Source organism: Microbacterium psychrotolerans (assembly GCF_031085295.1).
In the GTDB taxonomy this organism is placed as follows: Bacteria; Actinomycetota; Actinomycetes; order Actinomycetales; family Microbacteriaceae; genus Microbacterium; species Microbacterium psychrotolerans.
Map to the genome: position 1 here is coordinate 583,588 of NZ_JAVFWO010000002.1, position 23,609 is coordinate 607,196.

Annotated in this window: 21 protein-coding genes; 18 read left to right on the forward strand and 3 right to left on the reverse strand. The window is 70.6% G+C overall.

The features are described 5' to 3' along the window. The first annotated feature begins 16 nt into the window (after positions 1-16). The 3 genes from secD to Q9R08_RS07465 are packed head-to-tail and all read left to right on the forward strand — an operon-like array spanning position 17 to position 5,037. Complete coding sequence (gene secD, locus Q9R08_RS07455; RefSeq protein ID WP_308867258.1) at positions 17-1,741, forward strand: protein translocase subunit SecD; 1,725 nt, start codon at positions 17-19, stop codon at positions 1,739-1,741. Then, on the forward strand, positions 1,741-2,733 hold the full coding sequence (secF, locus tag Q9R08_RS07460; RefSeq protein WP_308867260.1) for a protein translocase subunit SecF: 993 nt from the start codon (positions 1,741-1,743) through the stop codon (positions 2,731-2,733). Before secD ends, secF begins: the two co-directional genes overlap by 1 nt. A gap of 54 nt (positions 2,734-2,787) precedes the next feature. After that, positions 2,788-5,037, forward strand: a complete 2,250-nt coding sequence (locus Q9R08_RS07465) for a RelA/SpoT family protein (RefSeq protein WP_308867261.1) — start codon at positions 2,788-2,790, stop codon at positions 5,035-5,037. On the opposite strand, the gene Q9R08_RS07470 is transcribed toward Q9R08_RS07465, so the two are convergent. The 3 genes from Q9R08_RS07470 to Q9R08_RS07480 form a co-directional block, all read right to left on the reverse strand. Then, positions 5,007-5,573, reverse strand: a complete 567-nt coding sequence (locus tag Q9R08_RS07470; protein WP_308867262.1) for a type IV toxin-antitoxin system AbiEi family antitoxin — start codon at positions 5,571-5,573, stop codon at positions 5,007-5,009. The two genes, Q9R08_RS07465 and Q9R08_RS07470, sit on opposite strands and share 31 nt — an antisense overlap. Before the next feature lie 114 nt (positions 5,574-5,687). Continuing rightward, positions 5,688-7,430, reverse strand: a complete 1,743-nt coding sequence (locus Q9R08_RS07475; RefSeq protein ID WP_418001325.1) for a DUF349 domain-containing protein — start codon at positions 7,428-7,430, stop codon at positions 5,688-5,690. A 108-nt stretch (positions 7,431-7,538) separates the two neighbouring features. Continuing rightward, complete coding sequence (locus tag Q9R08_RS07480) at positions 7,539-7,847, reverse strand: dioxygenase (RefSeq protein WP_308867264.1); 309 nt, start codon at positions 7,845-7,847, stop codon at positions 7,539-7,541. 251 nt (positions 7,848-8,098) lie between these two features. Here Q9R08_RS07480 and Q9R08_RS07485 point away from each other — a divergent pair, with 251 nt between their 5' ends. From Q9R08_RS07485 to Q9R08_RS07555, 15 genes are all read left to right on the forward strand, one after another. Continuing rightward, positions 8,099-9,421, forward strand: a complete 1,323-nt coding sequence (locus Q9R08_RS07485) for a replication-associated recombination protein A (protein ID WP_418001337.1) — start codon at positions 8,099-8,101, stop codon at positions 9,419-9,421. A 240-nt stretch (positions 9,422-9,661) separates the two neighbouring features. Beyond that, positions 9,662-10,291: a 30S ribosomal protein S4 gene (gene rpsD, locus Q9R08_RS07490; RefSeq protein ID WP_018170803.1), complete on the forward strand. Its 630-nt coding sequence runs from the start codon at positions 9,662-9,664 to the stop codon at positions 10,289-10,291. 167 nt (positions 10,292-10,458) lie between these two features. Continuing rightward, positions 10,459-10,755 carry an ATPase gene (locus tag Q9R08_RS07495; protein ID WP_308867267.1) on the forward strand — a complete coding sequence of 99 codons (297 nt, stop codon included), beginning with the start codon at positions 10,459-10,461 and terminating at the stop codon, positions 10,753-10,755. Between the two features lie 97 nt (positions 10,756-10,852). Continuing rightward, positions 10,853-13,510 carry an alanine--tRNA ligase gene (gene alaS, locus Q9R08_RS07500; RefSeq protein ID WP_308867269.1) on the forward strand — a complete coding sequence of 886 codons (2,658 nt, stop codon included), beginning with the start codon at positions 10,853-10,855 and terminating at the stop codon, positions 13,508-13,510. A 13-nt stretch (positions 13,511-13,523) separates the two neighbouring features. Then, positions 13,524-13,991: a Holliday junction resolvase RuvX gene (ruvX, locus tag Q9R08_RS07505; RefSeq protein WP_308867270.1), complete on the forward strand. Its 468-nt coding sequence runs from the start codon at positions 13,524-13,526 to the stop codon at positions 13,989-13,991. Beyond that, positions 13,991-15,745, forward strand: coding sequence for an endolytic transglycosylase MltG (gene mltG / locus Q9R08_RS07510; RefSeq protein ID WP_308867271.1), 1,755 nt, complete (start codon positions 13,991-13,993; stop codon positions 15,743-15,745). Before ruvX ends, mltG begins: the two co-directional genes overlap by 1 nt. Next, entirely contained in the window at positions 15,715-16,590 is an 876-nt protein-coding gene (locus tag Q9R08_RS07515) for a shikimate dehydrogenase family protein (protein WP_308867272.1), read from the forward strand. The genes mltG and Q9R08_RS07515 overlap by 31 nt, the downstream gene beginning before the upstream one ends. Positions 16,591-16,620: 30 nt before the next feature. Beyond that, positions 16,621-17,850 carry a chorismate synthase gene (aroC, locus tag Q9R08_RS07520; protein ID WP_308867274.1) on the forward strand — a complete coding sequence of 410 codons (1,230 nt, stop codon included), beginning with the start codon at positions 16,621-16,623 and terminating at the stop codon, positions 17,848-17,850. Further along, the gene (locus Q9R08_RS07525) at positions 17,834-18,412 is read left to right on the forward strand and encodes a shikimate kinase (protein ID WP_308867275.1); all 579 of its coding nucleotides are present in this window, start codon (positions 17,834-17,836) and stop codon (positions 18,410-18,412) included. Before aroC ends, Q9R08_RS07525 begins: the two co-directional genes overlap by 17 nt. Next, the gene (aroB, locus tag Q9R08_RS07530) at positions 18,409-19,485 is read left to right on the forward strand and encodes a 3-dehydroquinate synthase (RefSeq protein ID WP_308867276.1); all 1,077 of its coding nucleotides are present in this window, start codon (positions 18,409-18,411) and stop codon (positions 19,483-19,485) included. Before Q9R08_RS07525 ends, aroB begins: the two co-directional genes overlap by 4 nt. 32 nt (positions 19,486-19,517) lie before the next feature. Beyond that, positions 19,518-20,066, forward strand: coding sequence for a GNAT family N-acetyltransferase (locus tag Q9R08_RS07535; RefSeq protein ID WP_308867277.1), 549 nt, complete (start codon positions 19,518-19,520; stop codon positions 20,064-20,066). A gap of 37 nt (positions 20,067-20,103) precedes the next feature. Then, positions 20,104-20,562: a type II 3-dehydroquinate dehydratase gene (gene aroQ / locus Q9R08_RS07540; RefSeq protein ID WP_308867278.1), complete on the forward strand. Its 459-nt coding sequence runs from the start codon at positions 20,104-20,106 to the stop codon at positions 20,560-20,562. Positions 20,563-20,690: 128 nt separating this feature from the next. After that, a complete protein-coding gene (efp, locus tag Q9R08_RS07545; RefSeq protein WP_308867279.1) occupies positions 20,691-21,251 on the forward strand; it encodes an elongation factor P in 561 nt (186 codons plus the stop codon). Positions 21,252-21,270: 19 nt separating this feature from the next. Then, positions 21,271-21,681 carry a transcription antitermination factor NusB gene (nusB, locus tag Q9R08_RS07550; protein WP_308867280.1) on the forward strand — a complete coding sequence of 137 codons (411 nt, stop codon included), beginning with the start codon at positions 21,271-21,273 and terminating at the stop codon, positions 21,679-21,681. A gap of 49 nt (positions 21,682-21,730) precedes the next feature. After that, a complete protein-coding gene (locus Q9R08_RS07555; RefSeq protein ID WP_308867281.1) occupies positions 21,731-23,602 on the forward strand; it encodes an SWIM zinc finger family protein in 1,872 nt (623 codons plus the stop codon). Positions 23,603-23,609: the final 7 nt, after the last annotated feature.

Here is a 23,609-nt window from a genome sequence, read left to right on the forward strand (position 1 = left end):
TCAAGAAAGCAAAGACGTGGCGACATCCACTCCCGTCCGGCATGCATGGCGCGCGCTGACCGGACTCCTCGCGATCACCGCGATCCTGTTCGGCATCAACGCGCTCGGCGTGTACGTGTTCGGTCAGAGCTCCTGGACCCCCGCCCTCGCGCTCGACCTGCAGGGCGGCACCCAGATCGTCCTCGAGGCGCAGACCGAGGACGGTGCAGACCCGTCGGCTGAGCAGATGCAGCAGGCCGTGACGATCATCCGTCAGCGCGTCGACGCCTCCGGCGTCGGCGAGGCCGAGGTCACGACCCAGGCCGGCAACCAGATCGTCGTCCAGATCCCCGGCCAGGCCGACGAGGAGACGCGCAACCGCATCGAGGCGTCCGCGCAGCTCCAGCTTCGTGCGGTGCTCTACGCCGGCGACCCGGCCACCGAGTTCGTGGGAGACGACGGCAACGCCACGCCGTACCCGACCCCGGACCCGACGCTGCAGGCGACGCCGACGACCTCGCCGACCAACGGCAGCGACACGGCGTGGATCACCCCCGCCCTGCAGGCCGAGTTCCTCGCGTACGACTGCACGGATCCGGCCAACGATCCCGCGAACGCGCCGGCCGACGAGCCGCTCATCACGTGTGACGCCGACGGCTCGGTGAAGTACATCCTCGGCCCGGTCGAACTCGACGGCTCGTCGATCGACGACGCGACGTTCGGCCTGCAGCAGAACAACAACCAGTGGGCCGTCAACCTCCAGTTCGACGCGGACGGCACCACGACCTTCGGCGAGATCAGCCAGCGCCTCTACGGTGCGCAGGCGCCTCTCAACCAGTTCGCCTTCGTCCTCGACGGCTACGTGCTGTCTGCTCCGTCGATGAACGGCGTGATCCTCGACGGCAAGCCGAGCATCACGGGCAGCTTCACGCAGGAGAGCGCGAAGGTCCTCGCCGACCAGCTGAAGTACGGCGCACTTCCGCTGAGCTTCACGGTCGAGAGCTCGAACTCGATCTCGGCCACGCTCGGATCGCAGCAGCTGCAGATCGGCCTCATCGCGGGTCTCATCGGCCTCCTGCTGGTCGCGATCTACTCGCTCATCGTGTACCGCGCGCTGGGCTTCATCATCATCGCGTCGCTGGCGGTGATGGCGGTGCTGACCTACGTCACGCTGTGCATCCTCGCCTGGCGCATGGGCTTCCGCCTGTCGCTCGCCGGTGTCGCCGGCCTGATCGTGACGATCGGCTTCACGGCCGACTCGTTCATCGTGTACTTCGAGCGCATCCGAGACGAGCTGCGAGACGGCAAGTCCATCACCGGAGCGGTGGAGGACGGCTGGGGCCGCGCGAAGCGGACGATCTACATCTCGAAGTCGATCAACATCCTGGCCGCCGTCGTGCTGTACGTCCTCGCGGATTCGACGGTCAAGGGCTTCGCCTTCACGCTCGGCCTGACGACTGCGATCGACGTCCTGATCTTCATCCTGTTCACGCACCCGGTGCTGCAGCTGCTGGCACGCACACGGTTCTTCGGGTCGGGGCACCCGCTGTCCGGACTCGACCCGACGGCGCTGGGCGCGGTCTACCGCGGCCGCGCGCAGTTCCGCGAACCGGTGGTCGCCAACGGCGCTGCGGGCCGTCGCAACGCGAAGTCGCGCGCCGAAGCCGTCCGCCGCCAGACGATCGCCGAGCGGAAGCAGGCCGAACTGGCCGCCGCCGACAACGCGAAACCCGGCACGACCGTCAAGGAGGGAGACGACTGATGCGCTCCATGAGCCAGCTCGGCAACGACCTCTACACGGGCAAGACGTCCTTCCCCTTCGTCGGCCGCCGCCGCCTGTGGTTCCTCATCGCCGCCATCCTCGTGATCGGCTCGGCGCTGGTCCCGCTGTTCCGTCCGATCCAGTTCTCGATCGAGTTCACGGGCGGATCCCAGTTCACCGTCAGCGGTGTGGCGTCGCCCGTCGATCAGTCGCTCGCGACCGACGCCGTCCTGTCCGTTGTGCCCGAAGCGACGACGAAGGTCGTCACGATCGGCGAGGACGCCGTGCGCGTCCAGACCGATCAGGTGACGGATGCCGAGAGCCGCGAGATCTCTGCGGCCCTCGCCGAGGCGTACGACGTGCCCGAGAGCGAGGTCAGCTACGCGTTCATCGGTCCCAGCTGGGGCGCCGATGTCACGCGAACGTCGCTGTGGGGCCTCGCGATCTTCCTCGCCCTGACGTTCATCATCCTGGCGCTGTACTTCCGCACCTGGAAGATGTCGGTCTCGGCCATCATCGGCCTGGTCGACGTGCTCGTCATCACGATCGGCGTCTACGCCCTGTTCGGCTTCGAGATCTCGCCCGCGGCCGTCATCGGCTTCCTGACGATCCTCTCGTACGCCCTGTACGACACGACGGTCGTGTTCGACAAGATCAGGGAGAACACCAGCGAGGACGGCGAGGTCTCCGGGCGCACGTTCGGCGAGTCCGTCAACCTCGCGGTGAACCAGACCCTCGTGCGCTCGATCAACACGACGATCGTCGCGATCCTGCCGACCGGTGCGATCCTGTTCATCGGTCTCATCTGGGCGGGCGCGCAGACGCTCACCGACCTGTCGCTGTCGATCTTCGTGGGAACGATCGTGGCCGCGTACTCGACCATCTTCGTCGCGGCGCCGCTGTACTCGCTGCTGCGTGAGAACGAGCCGGCCATCAAGACGCGCGACACGCGCGTCGTGGCGGCGCGGGAGCTGGCCGGGACTCCGGTCTGAGGCCTCGTCGCTCGGGCGTAGGATTGTGAGGTCCGGCGGAGGGGAGGGGATCGAATGACAGAGACCGTCCCCCCCGCCCAGTCCTCGTCGCTGCGGCGTCTGGTGCCGCGCATCTTCTCCCGCTCGGCGCGCCGCGACGACGTCGAGCAGCTCCTGCGGACGGTGCGCACGCACCACCCCAAGGGCGATCTGTCGATCGTCGAGCGCGCGTACTCCGTCGCCGAGAAGGCGCACAGCGGGCAGGCGCGCCAGAGCGGTGAGCCGTACATCACCCACCCCCTCGCCGTGGCGCAGATCCTCGCGGATCTGGGACTCGGTCCCCGGGCCATCGCCGCCGCACTTCTCCACGACACCGTCGAGGACACCGACTACTCCCTCGAGACGCTCACGAGCGAGTTCGGCGACGAGGTCGCCATGCTCGTCGACGGCGTGACCAAGCTCGACAAGGTCAAGTACGGCGAGAGCGCCCAGGCCGAGACGGTCCGCAAGATGATCGTCGCGATGTCGCGCGACATCCGCGTGCTCCTCATCAAGCTGGCCGACCGCCTGCACAACGCGCGCACGTGGGGATTCGTCCCACCCGAGAAGGCACGCAAGAAGGCCACCGAGACCCTCGAGATCTACGCACCCCTCGCGCATCGACTCGGCATCCAGGCGATCAAGTCCGAGCTCGAGGACCTCTCGTTCGCGGTGCTGCATCCCAAGCTGTACGCCGAGATCGACAGTCTGGTGAAGCAGCGCACCCCGCAGCGCGAGCAGTACGTGCAGAACGTCATCGACGCCGTCGACAGTGACCTTCGGGAGCTGCGGATCCGCGGTCGCGTGATGGGCCGGCCGAAGCAGCTCTACTCGGTCTACCAGAAGATGGTGGTGCGCGGCCGCGAGTTCGACGACATCTACGACCTCATCGGCATCCGCGTGCTCGTCGGCAGCGTACGCGACTGCTACGCCGTGCTCGGCGCGATCCACGCACGCTGGACACCGCTTCCGGGACGCTTCAAGGACTACATCGCGACGCCGAAGTTCAACCTCTACCAGTCGCTGCACACCACGGTCATCGGACCCGGCGGCCGCACCGTCGAGATCCAGATCCGCACGCACGAGATGCACCAGCAGGCGGAGTACGGCGTCGCCGCGCACTGGAAGTACAAAGAGCAGATGAACGGCGGCAAGACGGACTCCAAGTCCCTCGACACCGACATGGCCTGGCTCGCCCACATCTCCGACTGGCAGGCCGAAACCGCAGACCCGGGCGAGTTCCTCGATTCGCTGCGCTTCGAGATCGGCGCCAAAGAGGTCTACGTCTTCACGCCGAAGGGCCGCGTGATCGGCCTTCCGGCGGGCGCGACTCCCGTCGACTTCGCCTACGCGGTGCACACCGAGGTGGGCCACCGCACGATGGGTGCGAAGGTCAACGGCCGACTCGTGCCGCTCGAGTCCGAGCTCAAGAGCGGCGACGTCGTCGAGGTGTTCACCTCGAAGAACCCGGATGCCGGCCCGAGCCAAGACTGGCTCGGCTTCGTCCGGAGCACCCGCGCGCGCAACAAGATCCGCGGCTGGTTCACGAAGGAGCGCCGCGAGGAGGCGATCGAGCAGGGCAAGGAGTCGATCGCGCGCGCGATGCGCCGGCAGAACCTGCCCCTGCAGCGGCTGATGAGCCAGGACTCGTTCACCGAGGTCGCCCACCTGCTGCGCTACGAGGACGTCTCGGCGCTGTACGCGGCGGTCGGCGAAGGTCACGTCTCGACCCAGTCCGTGATCGAGAAGGTCACCGCGCTCGTCGCCGCCAACGACACGACGACAGGTCCGATCGACCTTCCGGTCGTCGGACGGACGCGCGCACCGCGCGGCGGCGACTCGGGGATCCTCGTACGCGGCGCCCCCGACATCCTGGTCAAGCTCGCGAAGTGCTGTACCCCCGTGCCGGGCGACGAGGTCGTCGGCTTCGTGACGCGCGGCAGCGGCGTGTCGGTGCACCGTACGGACTGCACCAACGTCAAGTCCCTCATGGACGACCCGGAGCGCATGATCGAGGTCGAGTGGGCTCCGACGACGAAGAGCGTGTTCCTCGTGCAGATCCAGGTCGAGGCGCTCGACCGCTCGGGCCTGTTGAGCGATGTCACCCGCGTGCTCAGCGAGCACCACGTGAACATCCTCTCGGCGACGGTCTCGACCTCGAACGATCGCCTGGCGCTCAGCCGCTTCGTCTTCGAGATGGGCGACATCGTCCACCTCGACCGCGTCCTCAACGCCGTGCGGCGCATCGACGCGGTCTACGACGTGTACCGCGTCACATCCTCCTGACGCATGGAGGTCATCTCGCGCAGGCAGGCGAGGGCCGCGTGCTTGTGGGGGAGCGTGCCCGCCTCGAGCCGCGCGATCGCGCGGGTCGCGGCATCCGGATCCGCGCCTGCCAGCAGGCGCGCGGCCCGCGTATGCACGGCGTCGCCCACGCGGGCGAGGTCCGCGAGCGTGCGTTCGGGGGTCGTCACGTGCACGCCTCCGATCAGGTGCAGGTCCTCGGAAGCGACGGCGAGATCGCGGTAGACGAGCTGCCGATCGGGGACGACGTGGAGGCGGCGCGACACGGCACGCTGCACGGTGTGGCGGGCGGGCGGCGCCGGGAGTGCGCCGTGGATCCACGCCGCGGTCAGGTGCGTGGCCGCCAGGGTGTCTCCGAGCGTGCGCGCCAGCGAGCCGGCGCGGAGGGCCGGCGTCTCCACCGCATCGGCGGGCATGTAGGCATCGCCCAGCGACACCAGGTGCCCGTCGAGGCAGGCGGCGGTCAACTCGGCGTTCGAGAGCCGGTCATCCGTGAAGTAGAGGAAGGGCGATCCCACGTCCGAAGTCTGCCGCACCGGCGCAGCACGACGGATGCCGCAGCCGGCCTCCTGTGGACAACCCTGGCGCCGAGAACGTCACGCCCCGAACGACGTCACGTCCCGAACGACGGCTCAGCCCCCGAGCGCCTTGAGCCACGTGCGCCGCGCCTCGAGCGCGTCGGTCGCGTTCGCGATCGCCCGCTTGTCGCCCGACTTCTTGGCCGCCTCGAGCTCGTCCTCCAGCTTGCGGATCGCATCCGTCAGCTGGCGGGTCATGTCGTTCGCGCGCGCCTTCTGCTCCGGGTCGTTGCGCTTCCAGTCGGCCTCTTCGCGCGAGCGCAGGGCGTTCTCGATGCGGCGCAGCTCGTCGTCGAGCGAGCGCTCGGTATCGCGCGGGAAGATCCGGCCGACCTCGTCCCAGCGCCGTTGCACGGCCGTCAGGGTCGCACGCGCCTTCGCGATGTCGCGTTCGTCGGCGACGACCCTGGCCTCCTCGAGTAGCGCCCGCTTCTGCTCGATCTTCTCGCGGGAGGCCTCGAGGTCAGCGGTCTCGCGCTCGATCCGGGCACCGTACAGCGCATCGCCGGCCGCCTTGAACCGGGCCCACAGGGCGTCGTCCACCTTCTTGCCGGCACGACCGGCGGTCTTCCACTCGTCGAGCAGCTCGCGGTAGGCGGGGATGCCGTCCTCGCCCTTCGGCGCGAGGGCCTCGGCCCGCTCGACCAAGCGGGTCTTGCGGTCGCGGACGCCCTTGTGCGCCTCGTCCAGCTCCGCGTAGAACGCGCGACGGTGCTTGTCCACCGTGGCCCGGGCGTCACGGAATCGCTTCCACAGCTGCTGAGCGGTCGACTTGGGCAGTCGCGGTCCGTTCTGCTGCTGCGCCTGCCACTGGTCGAAGAGCGCGTTGAGCTCGGTGGTGGCCTGCTTCCACTGCACCGTGCGCGGGTCGCGGGCGGCCAGCGCCTCGGCCTTCTCGACGAGCTCGGTGCGCGCCTTGACGGCGTCGTCGACGGCCTCTCTCGCGGCGACGGCCTCGGTCTCGGACTCGGCGGCGAGGGTCTTGGTGAGCGCTGCAACGCGGGCGACGAGGCTCGCGAGATCGCCGACGGCCGCGGCATCCTGGAGCTTGCCGTTGATGGTGCGCGCGGTCGAGCGCAGGTCGGAGGCCGATGCCCCGCCACGGCGGTGGCGCACTTCGAGGAGCGTCACCTCGCTCGCCAGGTCGTTGTACTTGCGCTCGAAGTAGGCGAGCGCCTCTTCGGCAGAGCCGTCGGGGTACTGTCCCACGACCCGCCACCCATCGGCCTCGCGGACCGAGACGGTGCCGTCGTCGTCGACACGACCCCAGGGCTCACCGGCAGCCGCGGCAACGGCCGACGGGGCTGTCTCGACGACGACCTCGACGACCTCCACCTCGGTCACGCCGGACTCGTCCACGACCTCGACGACGTCCACCTCGACGACCTCGACATCGACGACCTCAGGCTCGCCTTCGGCGGCGTCGTCGCCGGCTGCGGGCGTCTCGTCCGCGTCCGATCCCTCGGCTGCGGCGGGCTCCTCCACCTCGGCGGGCTCCACCGCATCAGCCACCTCAGCCGGCTCCACCGCATCAGCCGATGCCTCGGTGGCGGCGGGCTCCTCGACCTCAGCCGGCTCCAACGCGTGAGCGGGTTCCTCGGCCTCGGCGGGCTCGCCGGCGGAGGCCGGGTCCTCGACGTCTGTCGGAGCCGCCTCGACGTCTCCGTCGGCGGGGGCTGCGGCATCCGCGTTGTCCGCCGTCTCGGCGTCGTTCGCGGTGGCCGGGTTCTCGTTGTCGGCGCCGTCGGGGAGCTCGGTGGCGTCGGTCTCGGGCTGGGAGTCTGCTGCGGCAGTCACGGGATGCACCTCATCGCGGCTCGCGCCGTCTGTAGGGAGTAGGACGGCTCACAGCCTAGTACGGCGAACGCCTCGCCTCCGATGCCGTTGCGGCTCGGGAGGGGGATGTCAGGGGGTCGGTGCCGGAGTCCCGCTCGGCTCCGGCGTCGTGGTGGGCGAGGGGGTCGGCTCCGGCGTCGTCACCGAGGGCGTCGGGGTCGACGAGGGCGATGGAGCCGGGGCACCCGGACCGGCCACGAAGTACACCGTCTGCGCCCCGATGAGACCGAGGACGATGACACCGCCGACGATGCCGGCGATCAGGTTGTCCCGGGTGCGGCGGCGTGCCTGCCCGTCGTGGAACTGGCGTCGCGCCTCGTACAGACGCGTGCGCTCCCGCGCAGCCCGCGCATCGCGGTTCTTTCCACCGGTCGCCACGTGACCTCCTCGTTCACCTTGTCTCGGGCGCTTCGCCCTGCCCGCTCGACCCGCGTGGCGCCGAGGAAGTCCTCGTCGCTGCCGGCCATGCGGCGCGTGCGTCCGGGACGGCGCCCGGGCGGGTTGATCCTACGGGGCCGCAGGACGGCGGCCAAAACCGCCACCGATCCGGTGTCGCGGGCGCGGGATAGCCTGGTGGGGTGACTGGTCCCACCGCGCTCTTCCAGGGGCTGACGCCCCTCGCGGTGCGCATGCGTCCGACCTCGCTCGACGAGGTCGCGGGGCAGTCGCACCTGCTGCGGCCGGGCTCCCCCCTCGTGACGCTCGCGAATCCCGAGGCCGCCGCCCGCGCCGCGACGTCGGTGATCCTCTGGGGCCCCCCGGGAACCGGCAAGACCACGCTCGCGCAGGCCATCGCACGCTCGTCGGGCCGGCGCTTCGTCGAGTTGTCCGCGGTCACCGCCGGCGTGCGCGACGTGCGCGAGGTCATGCAGGAGGCGCTCACCCAGCGCGATCTCTATGGGCAGTCCACGATCCTGTTCCTCGACGAGATCCATCGCTTCACCAAGGCCCAGCAGGATGCGCTGCTCCCGGGCGTCGAGAACGGCTGGGTCGTCCTCATCGCCGCGACCACCGAGAATCCGTCGTTCTCGATCATCTCGCCGCTGCTGTCGCGCTCGCTCCTGCTCACGCTCAAGCCGTTGACCGATGACGACCTGCGCATGCTCGTGGACCGGGCGGTCGCCGATCCCCGGGGCCTGTCGGGCGCCGTCGCGCTCGACGACGAGGCGCGCGACGCGCTCGTCCGCCTGGCCTCGGGCGACGCCCGCCGGGCACTGACGGCGCTCGAGGCCGCGGCTTCGCTCGCCGTTCCCACTCAAGACGAGGACGACGACGAGGCGGGTGAAGACGGGGAGGACGCAACGGCGGAGGTCCCCATGATCACCCCGGAGCACGTCGCACAGGCCGTCGATCGCGCGCTGCTGCGCTACGACCGCCAGGGCGACGAGCACTACGACGTGATCAGCGCCTTCATCAAGTCCATCCGCGGGTCCGACGTGGATGCCGCGATGCACTATCTGGCGCGGATGATCGAGGCGGGGGAGGACCCGCGCTTCATCGCCCGGCGCCTCATCATCTCGGCCGCGGAAGACATCGGCCTGGCCGACCCTCAGGCTCTGCCGATAGCGGTGGCGGCAGCCGACGCGGTGCAGTTCATCGGAATGCCCGAGGGCCGCATCCCGCTGGCCGAGGCGACCGCCTACCTGGCGACGACCGCCAAGTCCAACGCCGCGTACCTCGCGATCAATGCCGCGATCGCCGACGTCCGCTCCGGCGGCTTCGGGCGCGTGCCGGTGCACCTGCGCGACGCGCACTACCCGGGTGCGAAGCGCCTCGGTCATGGCAAAGGGTATGTGTACCCGCACGACGCCGAGATCGGCATCGCCGCGCAGCAGTACCTGCCGGACGAGCTGCGCGGGCGCCGGTATTACGAGCCGAAGGCGCTCGGGGCCGAACGCGATGTGCAGGCGCGCCTCGAGAAGATCCGCCGCATCCTCGACGGCGAGCGATGATCACGATCCAAGCGGCGGATCGCCCCTGCGCAGCTGGTGCGGTCGCCGATGGGGCACCCATGAGGGCCGGGCGCCGGATCTGGTAAGGTTGGAGGGGCTCGAAACGCAGTTTTCGGGCATCCCCTCTCTTCCTCACCTACCTTCCGGCATGCCCCGGCGTGCAGTCCGGACAGGGCGAAGACAGGGCGATACGTCCGCGGGCCGTGAAAGACACGGCCGCGTCATCGAAAGGAACACTTCGTGGCAACGAAGTCCCAGGACCGCCGCAAGGTCCGTCTCTCCCGCGCCCTCGGCGTCGCGCTGACCCCCAAGGCAGCCAAGTACCTCGAGAAGCGCCCGTACGCGCCGGGTGAGCACGGCCGCACCAAGCGCAAGCAGGACAGCGACTACGCCGTCCGCCTCCGCGAGAAGCAGCGTCTGCGCGAGCAGTACGGCATCCGCGAGAAGCAGCTGCGCATCCAGTTCAACGAGGCCCGTCGTACCCAGGGCCTGACGGGTGAGAACCTCGTCGAGCAGCTCGAGATGCGTCTGGACGCCCTCGTGCTCCGTGCCGGCTTCGCCCGCACCACCGCGCAGGCGCGTCAGCTCGTCGTGCACCGCCACATCCTCGTGGACGGCCAGCTCGTCGACCGCCCGTCGTTCCGCGTGAAGCCCGGGCAGCTCATCCACGTCAAGGCCAAGAGCGAGGGCATCGAGCCCTTCCAGGTCGCAGCGCTCGGCGGTCACGCCGAGGTCCTGCCGCCCGTTCCCGGCTACCTCGAGGTCGAGCTCGACAAGCTGCAGGCGCGCCTCGTGCGTCGCCCGAAGCGCGCCGAGGTCCCCGTGGTCTGCGACGTCCAGCTCGTCGTCGAGTACTACGCGGCACGCTGACGGTTCGAGAACCCAGCGACAGCAGTCGTACGCGCGGAGGGCGCCGGGATCATCCCGGCGCCCTTCGTCGTACCCGCCGTCCGACGCGGGCGTTTGGGCGTGCCATGGGCGTTTCGGCATACGATGGTGGGATGCCGCGCCCCGGCGGCCCGCGAGGAAGTGGTGACATGAAGAACCTCCTGTGGTTCCTGTTCGGCATCGCCGGCGGGTTCGTGCTCGCACACCTGATGAACAAGGACCCGCGCGGCCACGAGATCCTCGCCGACGTCGACGCTCGCATCACGGAGTTCACCGATCGCATGGGCGACGCGTACCGGGAGCAGGAAGCACGGTTCGCCGGCCTGGTCGGCGACGTGCGGGATGCCGCCGTCGATGCCGCGAACTCCGCCCGGACCGCGGCGTCCGGCGTCGTCGAGAACGTCTCTGACGCGGTCGAAGACGCCGCCGACAAGCTCGCCGACTGACCTCCCGCGTCTCTTCCCGCCCGCTCCGGGCACCGCCGCACCGTCGACAGACCCCACCCGAACACGCACGCCCACGCACGCACACGCAAGGACCCGAATGAAGACCGCCGAGATCGCACAGCGCTTCCTCGATTACTTCGAGAAGAACGGCCACACCATCGTCCCCTCGGCTTCGCTGGTGACCGATGACCCGGCCCTGCTGTTCACGGTGGCCGGCATGGTGCCGTTCATCCCGTATCTGTCGGGCGACGTCCCCGCGCCGTACCCGCGTGCCGCGGACAACCAGAAGTGCATCCGCACCAACGACATCGAAGAGGTCGGCAAGACCCCGCGTCACGGAACCTTCTTCCAGATGCTCGGCAACTGGTCGTTCGGCGACTACTTCAAGGAAGGCGCGATCCGCTACGCGTGGGATCTGCTGACGAGCCCGGAGTCCGACGGCGGGCTCGGCTTCGACCAGAAGGACCTGTGGGTCACCGTCTACGAAGAGGACGATGAGGCGCACGACCTCTGGCTGAAGCTCACCGACCTGCCCGCGGAGCGCATCCAGCGCCTCGGCAAGGACACGAACTACTGGAGCACCGGCCTTCCAGGACCCGCCGGTCCCTGCTCGGAGATCTTCTTCGACCGCGGTCCCGAGTACGGCATCGACGGCGGCCCCGCCACCGACGACGACCGCTACGTCGAGATCTGGAACCTCGTCTTCATGCAGTACGAGATCACGAACGTGCGCTCGAAGTACGACTTCGACATCGTCGGGGAGCTGCCGAACAAGAACATCGACACCGGCATGGGCCTGGAGCGCATCGCGTTCATCAAGCAGGGCGTCGACAACATGTACGAGACCGACCAGGTGCGTCCGGTGCTCGACAAGGCGGTCGAGCTGTCGGGACGCACCTACGGCGCGAACCACGAGGACGACGTGCGGTTCCGCGTGGTGGCCGATCACGTCCGCTCCTCGCTCATGCTGATGTCGGACGGCGTCACACCCGCCAACGACGGCCGCGGCTACATCCTGCGCCGCCTCATGCGCCGCGTGATCCGCTCCATGCGCCTCCTGGGCGTCGACGGGCCGACGTTCAGCGTGCTGTTCGAGGCGTCCCGCGACGCCATGAAGGACGCGTACCCGGTCGTCGAGGCGGACTGGGCGCGCATCTCGCAGTACGCCCTCGCCGAAGAGGCGACCTTCCTCCGCACGCTCGCGGCGGGTGAGTCCCTCCTCGACGAGTCGCTCGCCGAGACGAAGGCGACCGGCGGCACGACGCTGACCGGGTCGGAGGCGTTCCTGCTGCACGACACCTACGGCTTCCCGATCGACCTCACGCTCGAGATCGCCGAGGAGGCCGGACTCAGCGTCGACCGTGCCGCGTTCGACGGCCTCATGCAGGAGCAGCGCGCTCGCGCCAAGGCCGATGCCCGGGCGCGCAAGCGCCAGCTCGCCGACACCAGCGTGTACCGCGATCTGCGCGCGCAGGGCGAGACCGTCTTCACCGGCTACACCGACCTCGAGGCGGAGTCGCAGGTGCTCGGCATCCTCGTCGACGGCGTCTCGGTCGACCGCGCCGGCGTCGGCCAGATCGCCGAGGTGATTTTGGCCGAGACCGCGCTGTACGCCGAATCCGGCGGCCAGGTCGCCGACAAGGGCGTCATCGTCGGCCCTGGCTACGAGCTCGAGGTGCTCGACGTGCAGAAGCCGGTTCCGGGGCTCATCAGCCACACCGTCGAGGTGTCGACCGGCGAGGTGGGCGTGGGTCAGCCGGCGACCACGGTGGTGGATGCCGCGAACCGCCGCGCCGCCCGCCAGGCGCACTCGGCGACGCACCTGGTGCACGCCGCGCTCCGCGACACGCTGGGCAAGACCGCGACGCAGGCCGGTTCGCTGAATCGTGCCGGTTACATGCGCTTCGACTTCTCGTGGGGCCAGGCGCTGTCCGACGCGACCAAGACCGAGATCGAGGAGATCGCCAACAACGCGGTGCGCGACAACCTCGAGGTGACCACGCGGGTGCTGCCCCTCGACGAGGCGAAGTCGCTCGGCGCGATGGCGCTGTTCGGCGAGAAGTACGGCGACACGGTGCGCATGGTCGACATCGGCGGCCCCTGGTCGCGCGAGCTCTGCGCGGGCACGCACGTGTCCACGAGTGCCGAGATCGGCCTCATCAGCCTGCTCGGCGAGTCGTCGGTCGGAGCGTCCAACCGACGGGTCGAGGCGCTCGTCGGCCTCGATGCGTTCCGTTCGCTCGCGGCCGAGCGCGCCATCGTGTCGCAGCTCACGTCCTCGCTGAAGGCGCCGCGCGATCAGCTGCCCGCGCGCATCGCCGAATTGCAGGCCAGCCTCAAGGCCGCGGAGAAGAAGATCGCCGCGTTCGAGTCCAAGGCGCTCGGCGACCGTCTGCCCGCCCTGGCGGCGGCCGCGACCCGCGTGGGCGACACGCTCGTCGTCGCCGAATCCCTCGGCACGGCGGCCTCCGCCGACGACGTCCGCTCGCTCGCGCTGCAGGTGCGCGAGCGCCTGGGCTCGGACGCCGCGGTCGTCGCCCTCGGCGCCGTGGTCAACGAGCGCCCGGTCGTGATCGTCGCCACCAACGAGGCCGCACGCACCGCCGGCGCCAAGGCCGGCGTGCTCGCCAAGGGCGCTGCCGGCGTGCTCGGCGGCGGTGGCGGCGGACGCGACGATGTGGCGCAGGGCGGTGGAACGGACGCCGCGGCCCTTACCGCGGCACTGACTGCCGTGAAGGATGCACTCGGCGCGTGAAGGGGCTCTGCCGATGAGCGGGTTCAGGCGGGGAAGGCGGCTCGGCATCGACGTCGGCAAGGCCCGCGTCGGTGTCGCGACGAGCGATCCCGACGGTCTGCTCGCGACGCCGGTCGAGACGGTGCCGCGCGGCGACGCCTCGGTGGCGCGGATCGTGGCGCTGGCCGAGGAGTACTCGGCGGTCGAGCTGCTGGTGGGCCTGCCCATGAACCTGCGCGGCGAGGACACCGCTTCCACCCAGGACGCGCGCGACTTCGCCGCAGCCCTGGCGGCGGCATCCGCTCTCCCGGTGCGGCTCGTCGACGAACGTCTCTCGACGGTCTCGGCACACGCGGCACTGCGCAGTTCGGGCAGATCACAGCGATCTTCGCGTAGCATCGTTGACCAGGTCGCCGCGGTCGTCCTGCTCCAGCAAGCGCTCGACGTCGAGAAGAGCACCGGACGACCTCCCGGAACCCCCGTCCCCCAGGAGCCCGCCTGATGCCCGACTCATCGCCCGACGGCGAAGCAGTTCCCCCGTCGCGCCGCGCCGCCCGCGAGGCGGCGAAGCGGGCCGCGACAGGTGCGACGCCGACGACACCGGGCATGACGCCGACGACCCCGGCGCCCGCTTCCGCAGCTCCGGCGCCCGCGGAGCCCGCGGCCACCTGGGAGTCGCTCATCACCGGCGCCACTCCTGTCGCCGGGAGCGGTTCCACTCCGCCCGCCACGCCGGCATCCGCGGCGTCCCCACCTGCGACGCCCGTGTCCGCGCCTGCGACGCCCGCGCCCGCGCCACCGGCGGCACCCGCCGCGGCCGAGGAGCCCGCACCGGGCAGCGGCTTCCAGCCCGTGCCGTTGCGCACGCCCCGTCCGACACAGCCGATCCCTGTCGAGGAATCCTCGGCCGAGGACGATCCCTGGATCTTCGCGTCCGCCGGCGCCGGCCCGGCCATGCCGTACAGCCGCGGGGCCGCCGCTCCGTCCGCCTCCGCGGCGCCCCCCGGCGGCCGCGGCGCAGCAGCCTCCCGCCCCGACACGGACGACGAGCCGCCGGTGCGCCCGACGGCGACGCTCGATGACCTGTTCAGCGGTTCCGGCTCGACGGAGGACATCGGACGCGTGCCCCCACCTCCCGACAGGAAGCGCCGGCGCATCGGCGGCTGGATCGCCCTCGGCATCGTGCTCGTCATCCTCGGCGGCATCGCGGGCGGCGCGTACTACGTGTGGACGACGTACGAGGACAAGATCCGCGAGGTCATGGGCTGGGAAGAGCCCAAGGACTACGAGGCGGGTCTCGCGAACGGCGAGGCATTCGTCACGATCGCATCGGGCGACACCGGATCGCCCATCTCGCAGTCGCTGTACGACGCGGGAGTGACCAAGACCCCCGACGCCTTCTACGACTACCTGATCACGAGCGGCCAGAACCCGATGTTCCAGCCCGGCGTCTACAAGCTCCAGAAGCAGATGACGAGCGAGGCGGCGCTCGCGGCGCTGCTCGACCCGACCAACAAGCAGGAGTTCACCGCGCAGATCCCCGAGGGCTACACCCTCGACGGCACGCTCGAGCGCATCTCCGAGGGCACGGGCATCCCGCTCGCCGATCTGCAGGCTGCCGCAGCCGACCCGTCTCAGTACGGTGTCCCCGTCGATCCGGCGGTCGTCGCGGCAGGGGGGCAGCCTCTCGAAGGCTGGCTGTTCCCGGCGACCTACACGTTCGACCCCAGCGTGACGGCGCAGTCCGCGATCCAGACGCTCGTCGACCGTACGGTGCAGTCGCTCGACGCGGCGGGCGTTCCCGTCGAAGAACGTCAGCGGATCCTCACGGTCGCCTCGATCATCCAGCGCGAGGCGCGCTACGAGGTCGACATGCAGAAGGTCTCGCGCGTCATCCAGAACCGCCTCGATCCCGGCAATCAGGAGACCTTCGGCAAGCTCCAGATGGACTCGACGGCGCAGTACGGCTTCGGCGAGATGCACGACGGCACTGTCAGCTCGTCCGAGGAGGCGCTGAACGATCCGAACCCGTGGAACACGTACTACCACACGGGGCTGCCGATCGGTCCGATCTCGAACCCCGGCGACGTGGCGATCGACGCCGCGATGCATCCCGCCGATGGGCCGTGGCTGTACTTCGTGACTGTCAACCTCGACACCGGCGAGACCATCTTCACGAGCACGTACAGCGAGCATCTGCAGTACGTGGACCAGTGGCTCGCGTGGTGCGGCGAACACCCGGACTCGGGGTGCTGAGCCCGCACGCGACGCGTCTGGAGGTCTGGGGCGATCCCATCGCGCACAGCCGCTCGCCGCAGCTGCACGCCGCCGCGTACGCCGTGCTCGGCCTGGACTGGTCCTATGGGCTGCGCCGCGTCGACGAGGCGTCCTTCGCGGGCGAGTTCGCCGACCTCGACGACAGCTGGCGCGGCCTCTCGCTCACGATGCCGCTGAAGGGCGTCGCCTTCGCGGCGGCATCCGCCCGCGACCGCCGAGCCGAGCTGACCGGCGCGGTCAACACGCTGCTGCTCGATCCCGCCGGCCCGCGCGGCTTCAACACCGACGTCGGAGGCATCGTGCGCGCCCTCGCCGACGACGGCATCACGACGGTCGAGCGGGCCCGCATCGTCGGCGCCGGGGCTACGGCGACCTCCGCCCTCGTCGCGCTCTCCGAGCTCGGGGTCGACGAGGTCGACGTGGTCGCACGCCGGCCCGAGGCGGTGACCGCGCTGACCGAGCTCGGTCGTCGGCTCGGGATCGCGGTGCGGACGACGTCGTTCACGGCATCCGATCACGGCGCCGTGGAGCTCACCATCGCGACGCTCCCCGGCGATGCTCCGGTGACGGATGCCGCAGCCGACGCGCTCGCGCACTCCGGCGGCCTGCTGCTCGATGTCGTCTACGGGCACTGGCCCACCGCGCTGTCGGCCGCGTGGGATCGAGCGGACCGCGTCGCGCGTTCGGGACTCGGCATGCTGCTGCACCAGGCACTGCTGCAGGTCCGGATCTTCCGCAACGGCGACCCGGACGCGCCGCTCGCGAACGAGGCGGAGTCGCTGGGTGCGATGCGCCGCGCGCTCGAGGAGCCCACCACGGCGTAACGGCGACCCGGGGCGTGGGAGACTGGACCAATGCTCCGCGTGCTCACGGCCGGCGAATCGCACGGCCCCGAACTCGTCGCCGTCATGGAGGGCCTGCCTGCGGGCGTCCCCATCTCCCGCGCCGCGATCCAAGCGGATCTCGCGCGCCGCAAGCTCGGCTACGGCCGCGGCTCGCGCATGAAGTTCGAAGAGGACGAGCTGACCATCTCGTCGGGCGTCGTGCACGGCACGAGCCTCGGCAGCCCCATCGCCCTGCGCATCGGCAACACCGAATGGCCCAAGTGGGTCGAGGTGATGAGCCCCGAGCCGGTCGAGCTCACCGAGAAGTCCCGCGGCCGCGGCGCCGCGCTCACGCGCCCGCGTCCGGGCCACGCCGACCTCGTCGGCATGCAGAAGTACGGCTTCGACGAGGCCCGGCCGATCCTCGAGCGCGCGAGCGCCCGAGAGACCGCCGCGCGGGTCGCGCTCGGCGCCCTCGCCCGTGCGTTCCTGGCCGAACTCGGCATCCGTCTCGTCAGCCACACGCTCTCGATCGGCCCCGTGCAGGTTCCCGCGGGCGCAGCCCTGCCCACACCGGACGACGTCGAGGCGCTCGACGCGGACCCGCTGCGCTGCTTCGACGCGGCGACGAGCGCGGCCATGGTGGCCGAGGTCGACGACGCACGCAAGGACGGCGACACGCTCGGCGGCATCGTCGAGGTGCTCGCCTACGGTCTGCCGCCGGGGCTCGGCTCGCACGTGCACTGGGACCGCCGCCTCGATGCCAAGCTCGCGCAGGCGCTCATGAGCATCCAGGCCATCAAGGGCGTGGAGGTCGGCGACGGCTTCGAGACCACGCGCCGCCGCGGCTCCGCCGCCCACGACGAGCTGTTCGTGGCCGGAGACGGCATCACGCGATCGAGCGACAAGGCGGGCGGCACCGAGGGCGGCATGTCGACCGGCACCGTGCTGCGCGTGCGCGCCGGCATGAAGCCGATCGCGACGGTGCCGCGCGCCCTCCGCACAGTGGATGTCGCGACGGGCGACGCCGCGTCGGCGCACCACCAGCGCTCCGACGTGTGCGCGGTGCCGGCGGCGGGTGTCGTCGCCGAGGCGATGGTCGCCGTGGTCCTGGCCGAGGTCGTCCTGGAGAAGTTCGGCGGCGACAGCGTCGCCGAGACACGCCGCAACCTCGAAGGCTACCTCGCCGCCATCCCCGACGCGCTGCGCAGTGCGGCCGAGAGCGACGCCGGCCTCGCCGAGCATGACCTCGCACTCTGACGCCGTCGTGCTGATCGGCCCGATGGGCGCCGGCAAGACCAGCATCGGCAAGAAGGCCGCACGCGCACTCGGTGTGCCCTTCTTCGACACCGATGCCGCCGTCGTCCGCGACCACGGACCCATCGAGCAGCTCTTCGTCGAGCACGGTGAGGCGCGCTTCCGCGCGGCCGAGCGCGCTGCCGTCAGCGAGGGGCTCGCCACCGGCGGCATCGTCTCGCTGGGCGGCGGCGCCGTGATGGATCCCGACACGCGCGCCGAGCTCGCGGGCCACCGCGTCGTCCTCCTCACCGTTTCGCCGCACGTGGTGGCGGGGCGCGTGCGCGACTCGAACCGGCCGCTCCTGCAGGGCGGCGATGACGCGATCGAGCGCTGGACGGCGATCTTCGAAGAGCGCCGCCCGGTCTACGAAGAGCTCGCAGACATCACGTTCGACACGTCCACCGGCCCGCTGCAGGACGTCGTCGACGCCCTGGTCGCCTGGGTGCGCGGCCAGACCGGTGAGCCGGCGGGTCCTGCCCGATCCGGCGACAGGAACCCACGCGAGAAGGAGCAGACGGCATGACGGATGCCACGACCATCACCGTGAGCGGGGACGCGAGCTACGGCATCACCGTGGGCCACGGCATCCTCTCCTCCCTCGGCGAGGCGTTGCCCCCGGCCGCGCGCAAGGTGCTCGTGATCCACCCGCCGACCCTCGCGGCCCAGGCCGAGCGCCTGCGCGCGCAGCTGGTGGGCGACAGGGAGGTGCTGCTGGCCGAGATCCCCGACGCCGAGGCGGGCAAGCGCATCGAGGTCGCCGCGTTCTGCTGGCAGGTGATGGGCAAGGCGGATTTCACGCGCACCGACGTCGTCGTCGGCTTCGGCGGGGGAGCGGTCACCGATCTCGCCGGCTTCGTCGCGGCGACGTGGCTGCGCGGCGTCGAGGTGGTGCAGGTGCCGACCACCGTGCTCGGCATGGTGGACGCCGCCGTCGGCGGCAAGACCGGCGTCAACACCGCCGAGGGCAAGAACCTCGTCGGCGCCTTCTGGGCACCGCGCGCCGTCATCTGCGACCTCGACCTGCTCGACTCGCTGTCGCGCAACGAGCGCGTCGCCGGCTATGCCGAGGTCGTCAAGGCCGGCTTCATCTGGGCTCCCGAGATCCTCGACCTCGTCGAGGCCGATCCCGAGACCGCCGTCGACCCGCAGAGCGCCGCGTTCCGGCGCACCATCGAGCTCGCCATCGAGATGAAGGCGCGCGTCGTGGGGGAGGACCTGCGCGAGGCCGGCCTCCGCGAGATCCTCAACTACGGCCACACCCTGGGCCACGCCATCGAGCACGCCGAGCGCTACCGCTGGCGCCACGGCGCCGCCATCTCGGTCGGCATGGTGTTCGCCGCAGAGCTGTCGCGGCTGGCCGGCCGGCTCCCGGACGCCGCAGCACAGCGCCACCGCGACATCCTGGACTCGCTCGGCCTGCCGACGACGTACGGCGCAGGGCGCTGGCCGACGCTGCTGGCGACCATGCAGCGCGACAAGAAGAGCCGTGGCGGCATGCTGCGCTTCATCGTGCTCGACGACATCGCCAAGCCGACGGTGCTCCAGGCGCCCGACGAGTCGCTGCTGTTCGCCGCGTACCAGGAGGTCGCCGGCTGACGACGGGCCGATCGCCCCGATAGGGTGCTCGGATGACGGCTTCGCCCGACCCTCGCCTCGCGGTCCGCCGCATCCGCTCCGACGAATGGGCCGCCGTGCGCGCGCTGCGGCTGGAGTCGACGAGCGACCCCGACGCGGGGATCGCGTTCCTCGAGACTCCCGAGCAGGTCGCCGCGCGCAGCGATGACTTCTGGCGGGAGCGCACGCACACCGCCGCGACCAGCGAGACCGCCGCACAGTTCGTCGCGGCGGTCGACGATGTCTGGGTCGGCAGTCTCTCGGTGCTGATCCGCGCCACCGGACAGAAGGACCACACCGGCCGCTTCGTCGACGACCGCAGGGCCGACGTCGTGGGCGTGTACGTCAATCCCGCCCACCGTGGCTCCGGTGCGGTGGACGTCCTGCTGGCCGCGGCTGCCGAGTGGGCGGCAAGCCTCGGACTCGACCGGATCTGCCTCGACGTGCATCGCGACAACCAGCGCGCGCAGGGCGCCTACCGGCGTGCGGGCTTCGCGCCCACCGGCGAGACGTTCTCCAGCTCCATCGGTCCCGAGATCGTCATGGCGCGGCCGCTTCCGTGACGGGCACGCGATCGCGGCCCGCTGCTATCGTGCGAGCATGACCACGCCCCGCCGCCTGCTGCTCGTCAACGGACCCAATCTCAACCTGCTGGGCACCCGCGAACCCGACGTCTACGGCACGGCGACGCTCACCGACGTCGAGCAGGTGACGACGGATGCCGCCGCCCGCCGCGGCTTCGAGGTCAGGGCGGTGCAGAGCAACCACGAGGGCGTGCTCCTCGACGCGATCCACGCCGCACGCGAGGACTGCGCCGGCATCGTCATCAATCCCGGCGGTCTCACCCACACGTCGGTCGTGCTCCGCGACGCGCTCTCGGGGGTCGGCCTTCCGGTCGCCGAGGTCCACATCTCGAACGTCAAGGCGCGCGAGGAGTTCCGTCACCACTCGTACGTCGCCGACGTCGCCCTGGTGCATGTGATCGGCGAGGGCGTGACCGGCTACGCGACGGCCGTCGGGCGCCTCATCGACATCCTCACCGGGCAGGCCGAGGGCTGACGAATCGGCCGGGACCAGGCATCCCGTAGAATCGAACGTCGGCGCTGCCGGTCCCTGAGCTTGTCGAGGGGCAGCGACCGCCTCCCACTTCACACCGCTCACACCACAACGAAACGGATTCGCACCTCATGGCATCCACCGCAGACATCAAGAACGGCGTCGTCCTCAGCATCGACGGTCAGCTCTGGAACGTCATCGAGTTCCAGCATGTCAAGCCGGGCAAGGGTGGCGCATTCGTTCGCACGAAGCTCAAGAACGTGGTCTCGGGCAAGGTCGTCGACCGCACCTACAACGCGGGCGCGAAGATCGACATCGAGAACGTCGACCGCCGCGACTTCACATACCTGTACAACGACGGCGACAACTTCGTCTTCATGGACGTCGCCGACTACGACCAGATCAACGTGGGTGCCGCCACGGTCGGCGACGCCGCCAACTTCCTGCTCGAGAACCAGCAGGTGCAGATCGCGCTCAACAACGGCAACCCGCTCTACGTCGAGCTGCCCGCATCTGTCATCCTCGAGATCACCTACACGGAGCCGGGCCTGCAGGGCGACCGCTCGTCGGCGGGCACCAAGGCCGCGACCGTCGAGACGGGCTACGAGATCCAGGTTCCGCTGTTCGTCGAGACGGGCACCAAGGTCAAGGTCGACACGCGCACCGGCGACTACCTCGGCCGCGTCAACTGAGGTCGGCGGCCGCTGACCGATGAGTGCCCGTACGAAGGCGCGCAAACGCGCGCTCGACATCCTCTTCCAGGCCGACGTCCGCGGCGACGCGCCGGCGACCGTGCTGGCCGCCGAGGCGAAGCGGGCCGCGAACGAGCCCGCCCGCCAGGCCTCGTGGCTCTACGCCCGTGAGATCGTCGACGGCGTGATCGACAACCAGGACGCCATCGACGAGCAGATCACCACGTTCGCCAAGGACTGGACGCTCGCGCGCATGCCCGCGGTCGACCGCGCCGTGCTGCGCATCGGCGCGTGGGAGATCCTCTACAACGACGAGGTGCCCACCGCTGTGGCCATCGACGAGGCGGTCGAGCTCGTCAAGGAGTTCTCGACCGACGAGTCCGGCCCGTTCGTCCACGGCGTCCTCGCCCGGATCGCGCGCGCAGGCTGATCGCCCCACGCTCGCCGCTGTGTCGGCGCGCCTTGGCAGGATGGATGCCGTGACCCCGCCGTCCGCCGGACCCCCGCCGTTCGTCGACCCCGGGCACATCCGCCGCCACACCGACAGCGGTTCGTACGAGCGGGGCGCCGCGTACTTCGCCGACGGTGCCGTGCAACGGCTCGAGTGGGACCCGGTGACCCTCGTGATCGAGGCCGTCGTCGCCGGCAGCGCCGGCCGCACGTACCGCTGCCGGGTCCGGCTCGATCCGCAGCGGGTCGACCATCCCATCGCCGCCACCTCGTGCACGTGCCCGGTGCAATTCGACTGCAAGCACACGGTGGCGACGCTGCTCGCCGCCAACCGGCTGGCAGCGTCCGCACCAGCCGAAAGCGGGGGATCGTCCTGGCGCGCCGTCTTCGCCGCCCCCGTTCCGGCGTCCCGGACGCATACGCCGCTCGCCCTGGGCGTCGAGCTGCGCCAGCGCGTCCGTCGCGGCGCGTCGGCTTGGGCGCCGGCGCGCGTCGAGTCGGCGACGCCCCGAAGTCTGCATCAGCACGGCGCCGACGTGCTGGTGGGGCTCCGTCCACTCGAGCGATCCGGCCGTTCTGACGCGTGGATCAAGGGCGGGGTGTCGTGGGACGCGCTGCGCCGGCCGACCACGGTGTACGACCCCGCGCAGGCCCGCTGGTTCGCCGAGCTGCACAGCATCGGCCGTGACGTGCGCTCGTTCGGCGCCTTCTCCGACGTGTCGGAGTGGCTGACGCTGGACGACATCGAGTCGAGCCTCCTGTGGCCGCACCTGGCAGCCGCCGCCGACCACGGCATCCCGTTCGTCCCGACGAAGCGCAGCAGCACCGTGGCGCTGGCGTCCAGGGCGACCGTCGCCGTGCAGGCGCAGCGCACGCTGCGCGGCCTCGAAGTCGTGCCCGTCGTCACGATCGACGGCGAGCAGGCCGTCCCCGCTTCCCTGCGCCCCGTCGGACGGACGGGGGTCTACCGCTTCACGGTGCAGCGTGAGCGCATCGACGTGGTACTGGCCGCCGTCGCCCTGCCCGACCCGGTGCCCGCGCTCCTCACCGCGCGCGAGGGCGTGACCGTCCCGGCCGAAGAGGCCGACGAGTTCGTCCGCGACCACCTGCCCCGCCTCGCGCGGCGCGTGGAGATCGACGCGCCGGGTCTGGACGTCGCGCCGCCGCCCCGCCCGCAGCTAGTGCTTCTCGTGAGGTTCGAACCGAGCCACCGGCTCGTCTACACGCTGTCCTGGCGGTACGGCGACGCCGAGCTGTGGGGACTCGACTCCACCGGCGACGACCGCGACCCGGCGGCGGAAGCGGCGATCCGCGGCCGGGTCGAGGCGCTGTGTCGGGATCACGCCCCCGTGGACTTCGCCGCGGCAGGGTCGCTCGCGGGGCTGGATGCCGCGGAGTTCGCATCGCAGCTGCTGCCGCTCCTCGAAGCCGACGAGGACGTGCGCGTCGAGATCTCGGGGGAGCGGCCGCCCTACCGCGAGCTCGCCGGCGATCCCCGGATCGACATCACCTCGGTCGAGACGACAGATGCGGACTGGTTCGACCTGGGCGTCGTCGTGACGATCGACGGCCGCCGCATCCCGTTCGGAACGCTGTTCACCGCGCTCTCCCGCGGCCGCAAGAAGATCCTGCTCAGCGACGGCGCCTACTTCTCACTGTCGCACCCTTCGCTGCACCGGCTGCGCGACCTCATCGACGAAGCCGGAGAGCTCGACGAGTGGGAGACCGGGCCGCGCATCAGCCGATACCAGACTGCGCTGTGGGCGGATTTCGAGGATCTCGCCGACGAGGCACAGCCCGCGGTCTCATGGCGCGCCACCGTCGAAGCGCTCCGCGACGCCGACGGAGTGCCCGCCACGCCGCTCCCGTCGGCGCTGCAGGCGGACCTGCGCCCGTATTAGCGGGTCG

Bases quoted from the DNA above. Each gene is read 5' to 3' on its own strand.
- secF (WP_308867260.1), top strand. From the start codon at position 1,741: ATGCGCTCCATGAGCCAGCTCGGCAACGACCTCTACACGGGCAAGACG.
- Q9R08_RS07465 (WP_308867261.1), top strand. From the start codon at position 2,788: ATGACAGAGACCGTCCCCCCCGCCCAGTCCTCGTCGCTGCGGCGTCTG.
- Q9R08_RS07485 (WP_418001337.1), top strand. From the start codon at position 8,099: ATGCGTCCGACCTCGCTCGACGAGGTCGCGGGGCAGTCGCACCTGCTG.
- Q9R08_RS07495 (WP_308867267.1), top strand. From the start codon at position 10,459: ATGAAGAACCTCCTGTGGTTCCTGTTCGGCATCGCCGGCGGGTTCGTG.
- alaS (WP_308867269.1), top strand. From the start codon at position 10,853: ATGAAGACCGCCGAGATCGCACAGCGCTTCCTCGATTACTTCGAGAAG.
- ruvX (WP_308867270.1), top strand. From the start codon at position 13,524: ATGAGCGGGTTCAGGCGGGGAAGGCGGCTCGGCATCGACGTCGGCAAG.
- mltG (WP_308867271.1), top strand. From the start codon at position 13,991: ATGCCCGACTCATCGCCCGACGGCGAAGCAGTTCCCCCGTCGCGCCGC.
- aroC (WP_308867274.1), top strand. From the start codon at position 16,621: ATGCTCCGCGTGCTCACGGCCGGCGAATCGCACGGCCCCGAACTCGTC.
- Q9R08_RS07525 (WP_308867275.1), top strand. From the start codon at position 17,834: ATGACCTCGCACTCTGACGCCGTCGTGCTGATCGGCCCGATGGGCGCC.
- aroB (WP_308867276.1), top strand. From the start codon at position 18,409: ATGACGGATGCCACGACCATCACCGTGAGCGGGGACGCGAGCTACGGC.
- Q9R08_RS07535 (WP_308867277.1), top strand. From the start codon at position 19,518: ATGACGGCTTCGCCCGACCCTCGCCTCGCGGTCCGCCGCATCCGCTCC.
- aroQ (WP_308867278.1), top strand. From the start codon at position 20,104: ATGACCACGCCCCGCCGCCTGCTGCTCGTCAACGGACCCAATCTCAAC.
- efp (WP_308867279.1), top strand. From the start codon at position 20,691: ATGGCATCCACCGCAGACATCAAGAACGGCGTCGTCCTCAGCATCGAC.
- nusB (WP_308867280.1), top strand. From the start codon at position 21,271: ATGAGTGCCCGTACGAAGGCGCGCAAACGCGCGCTCGACATCCTCTTC.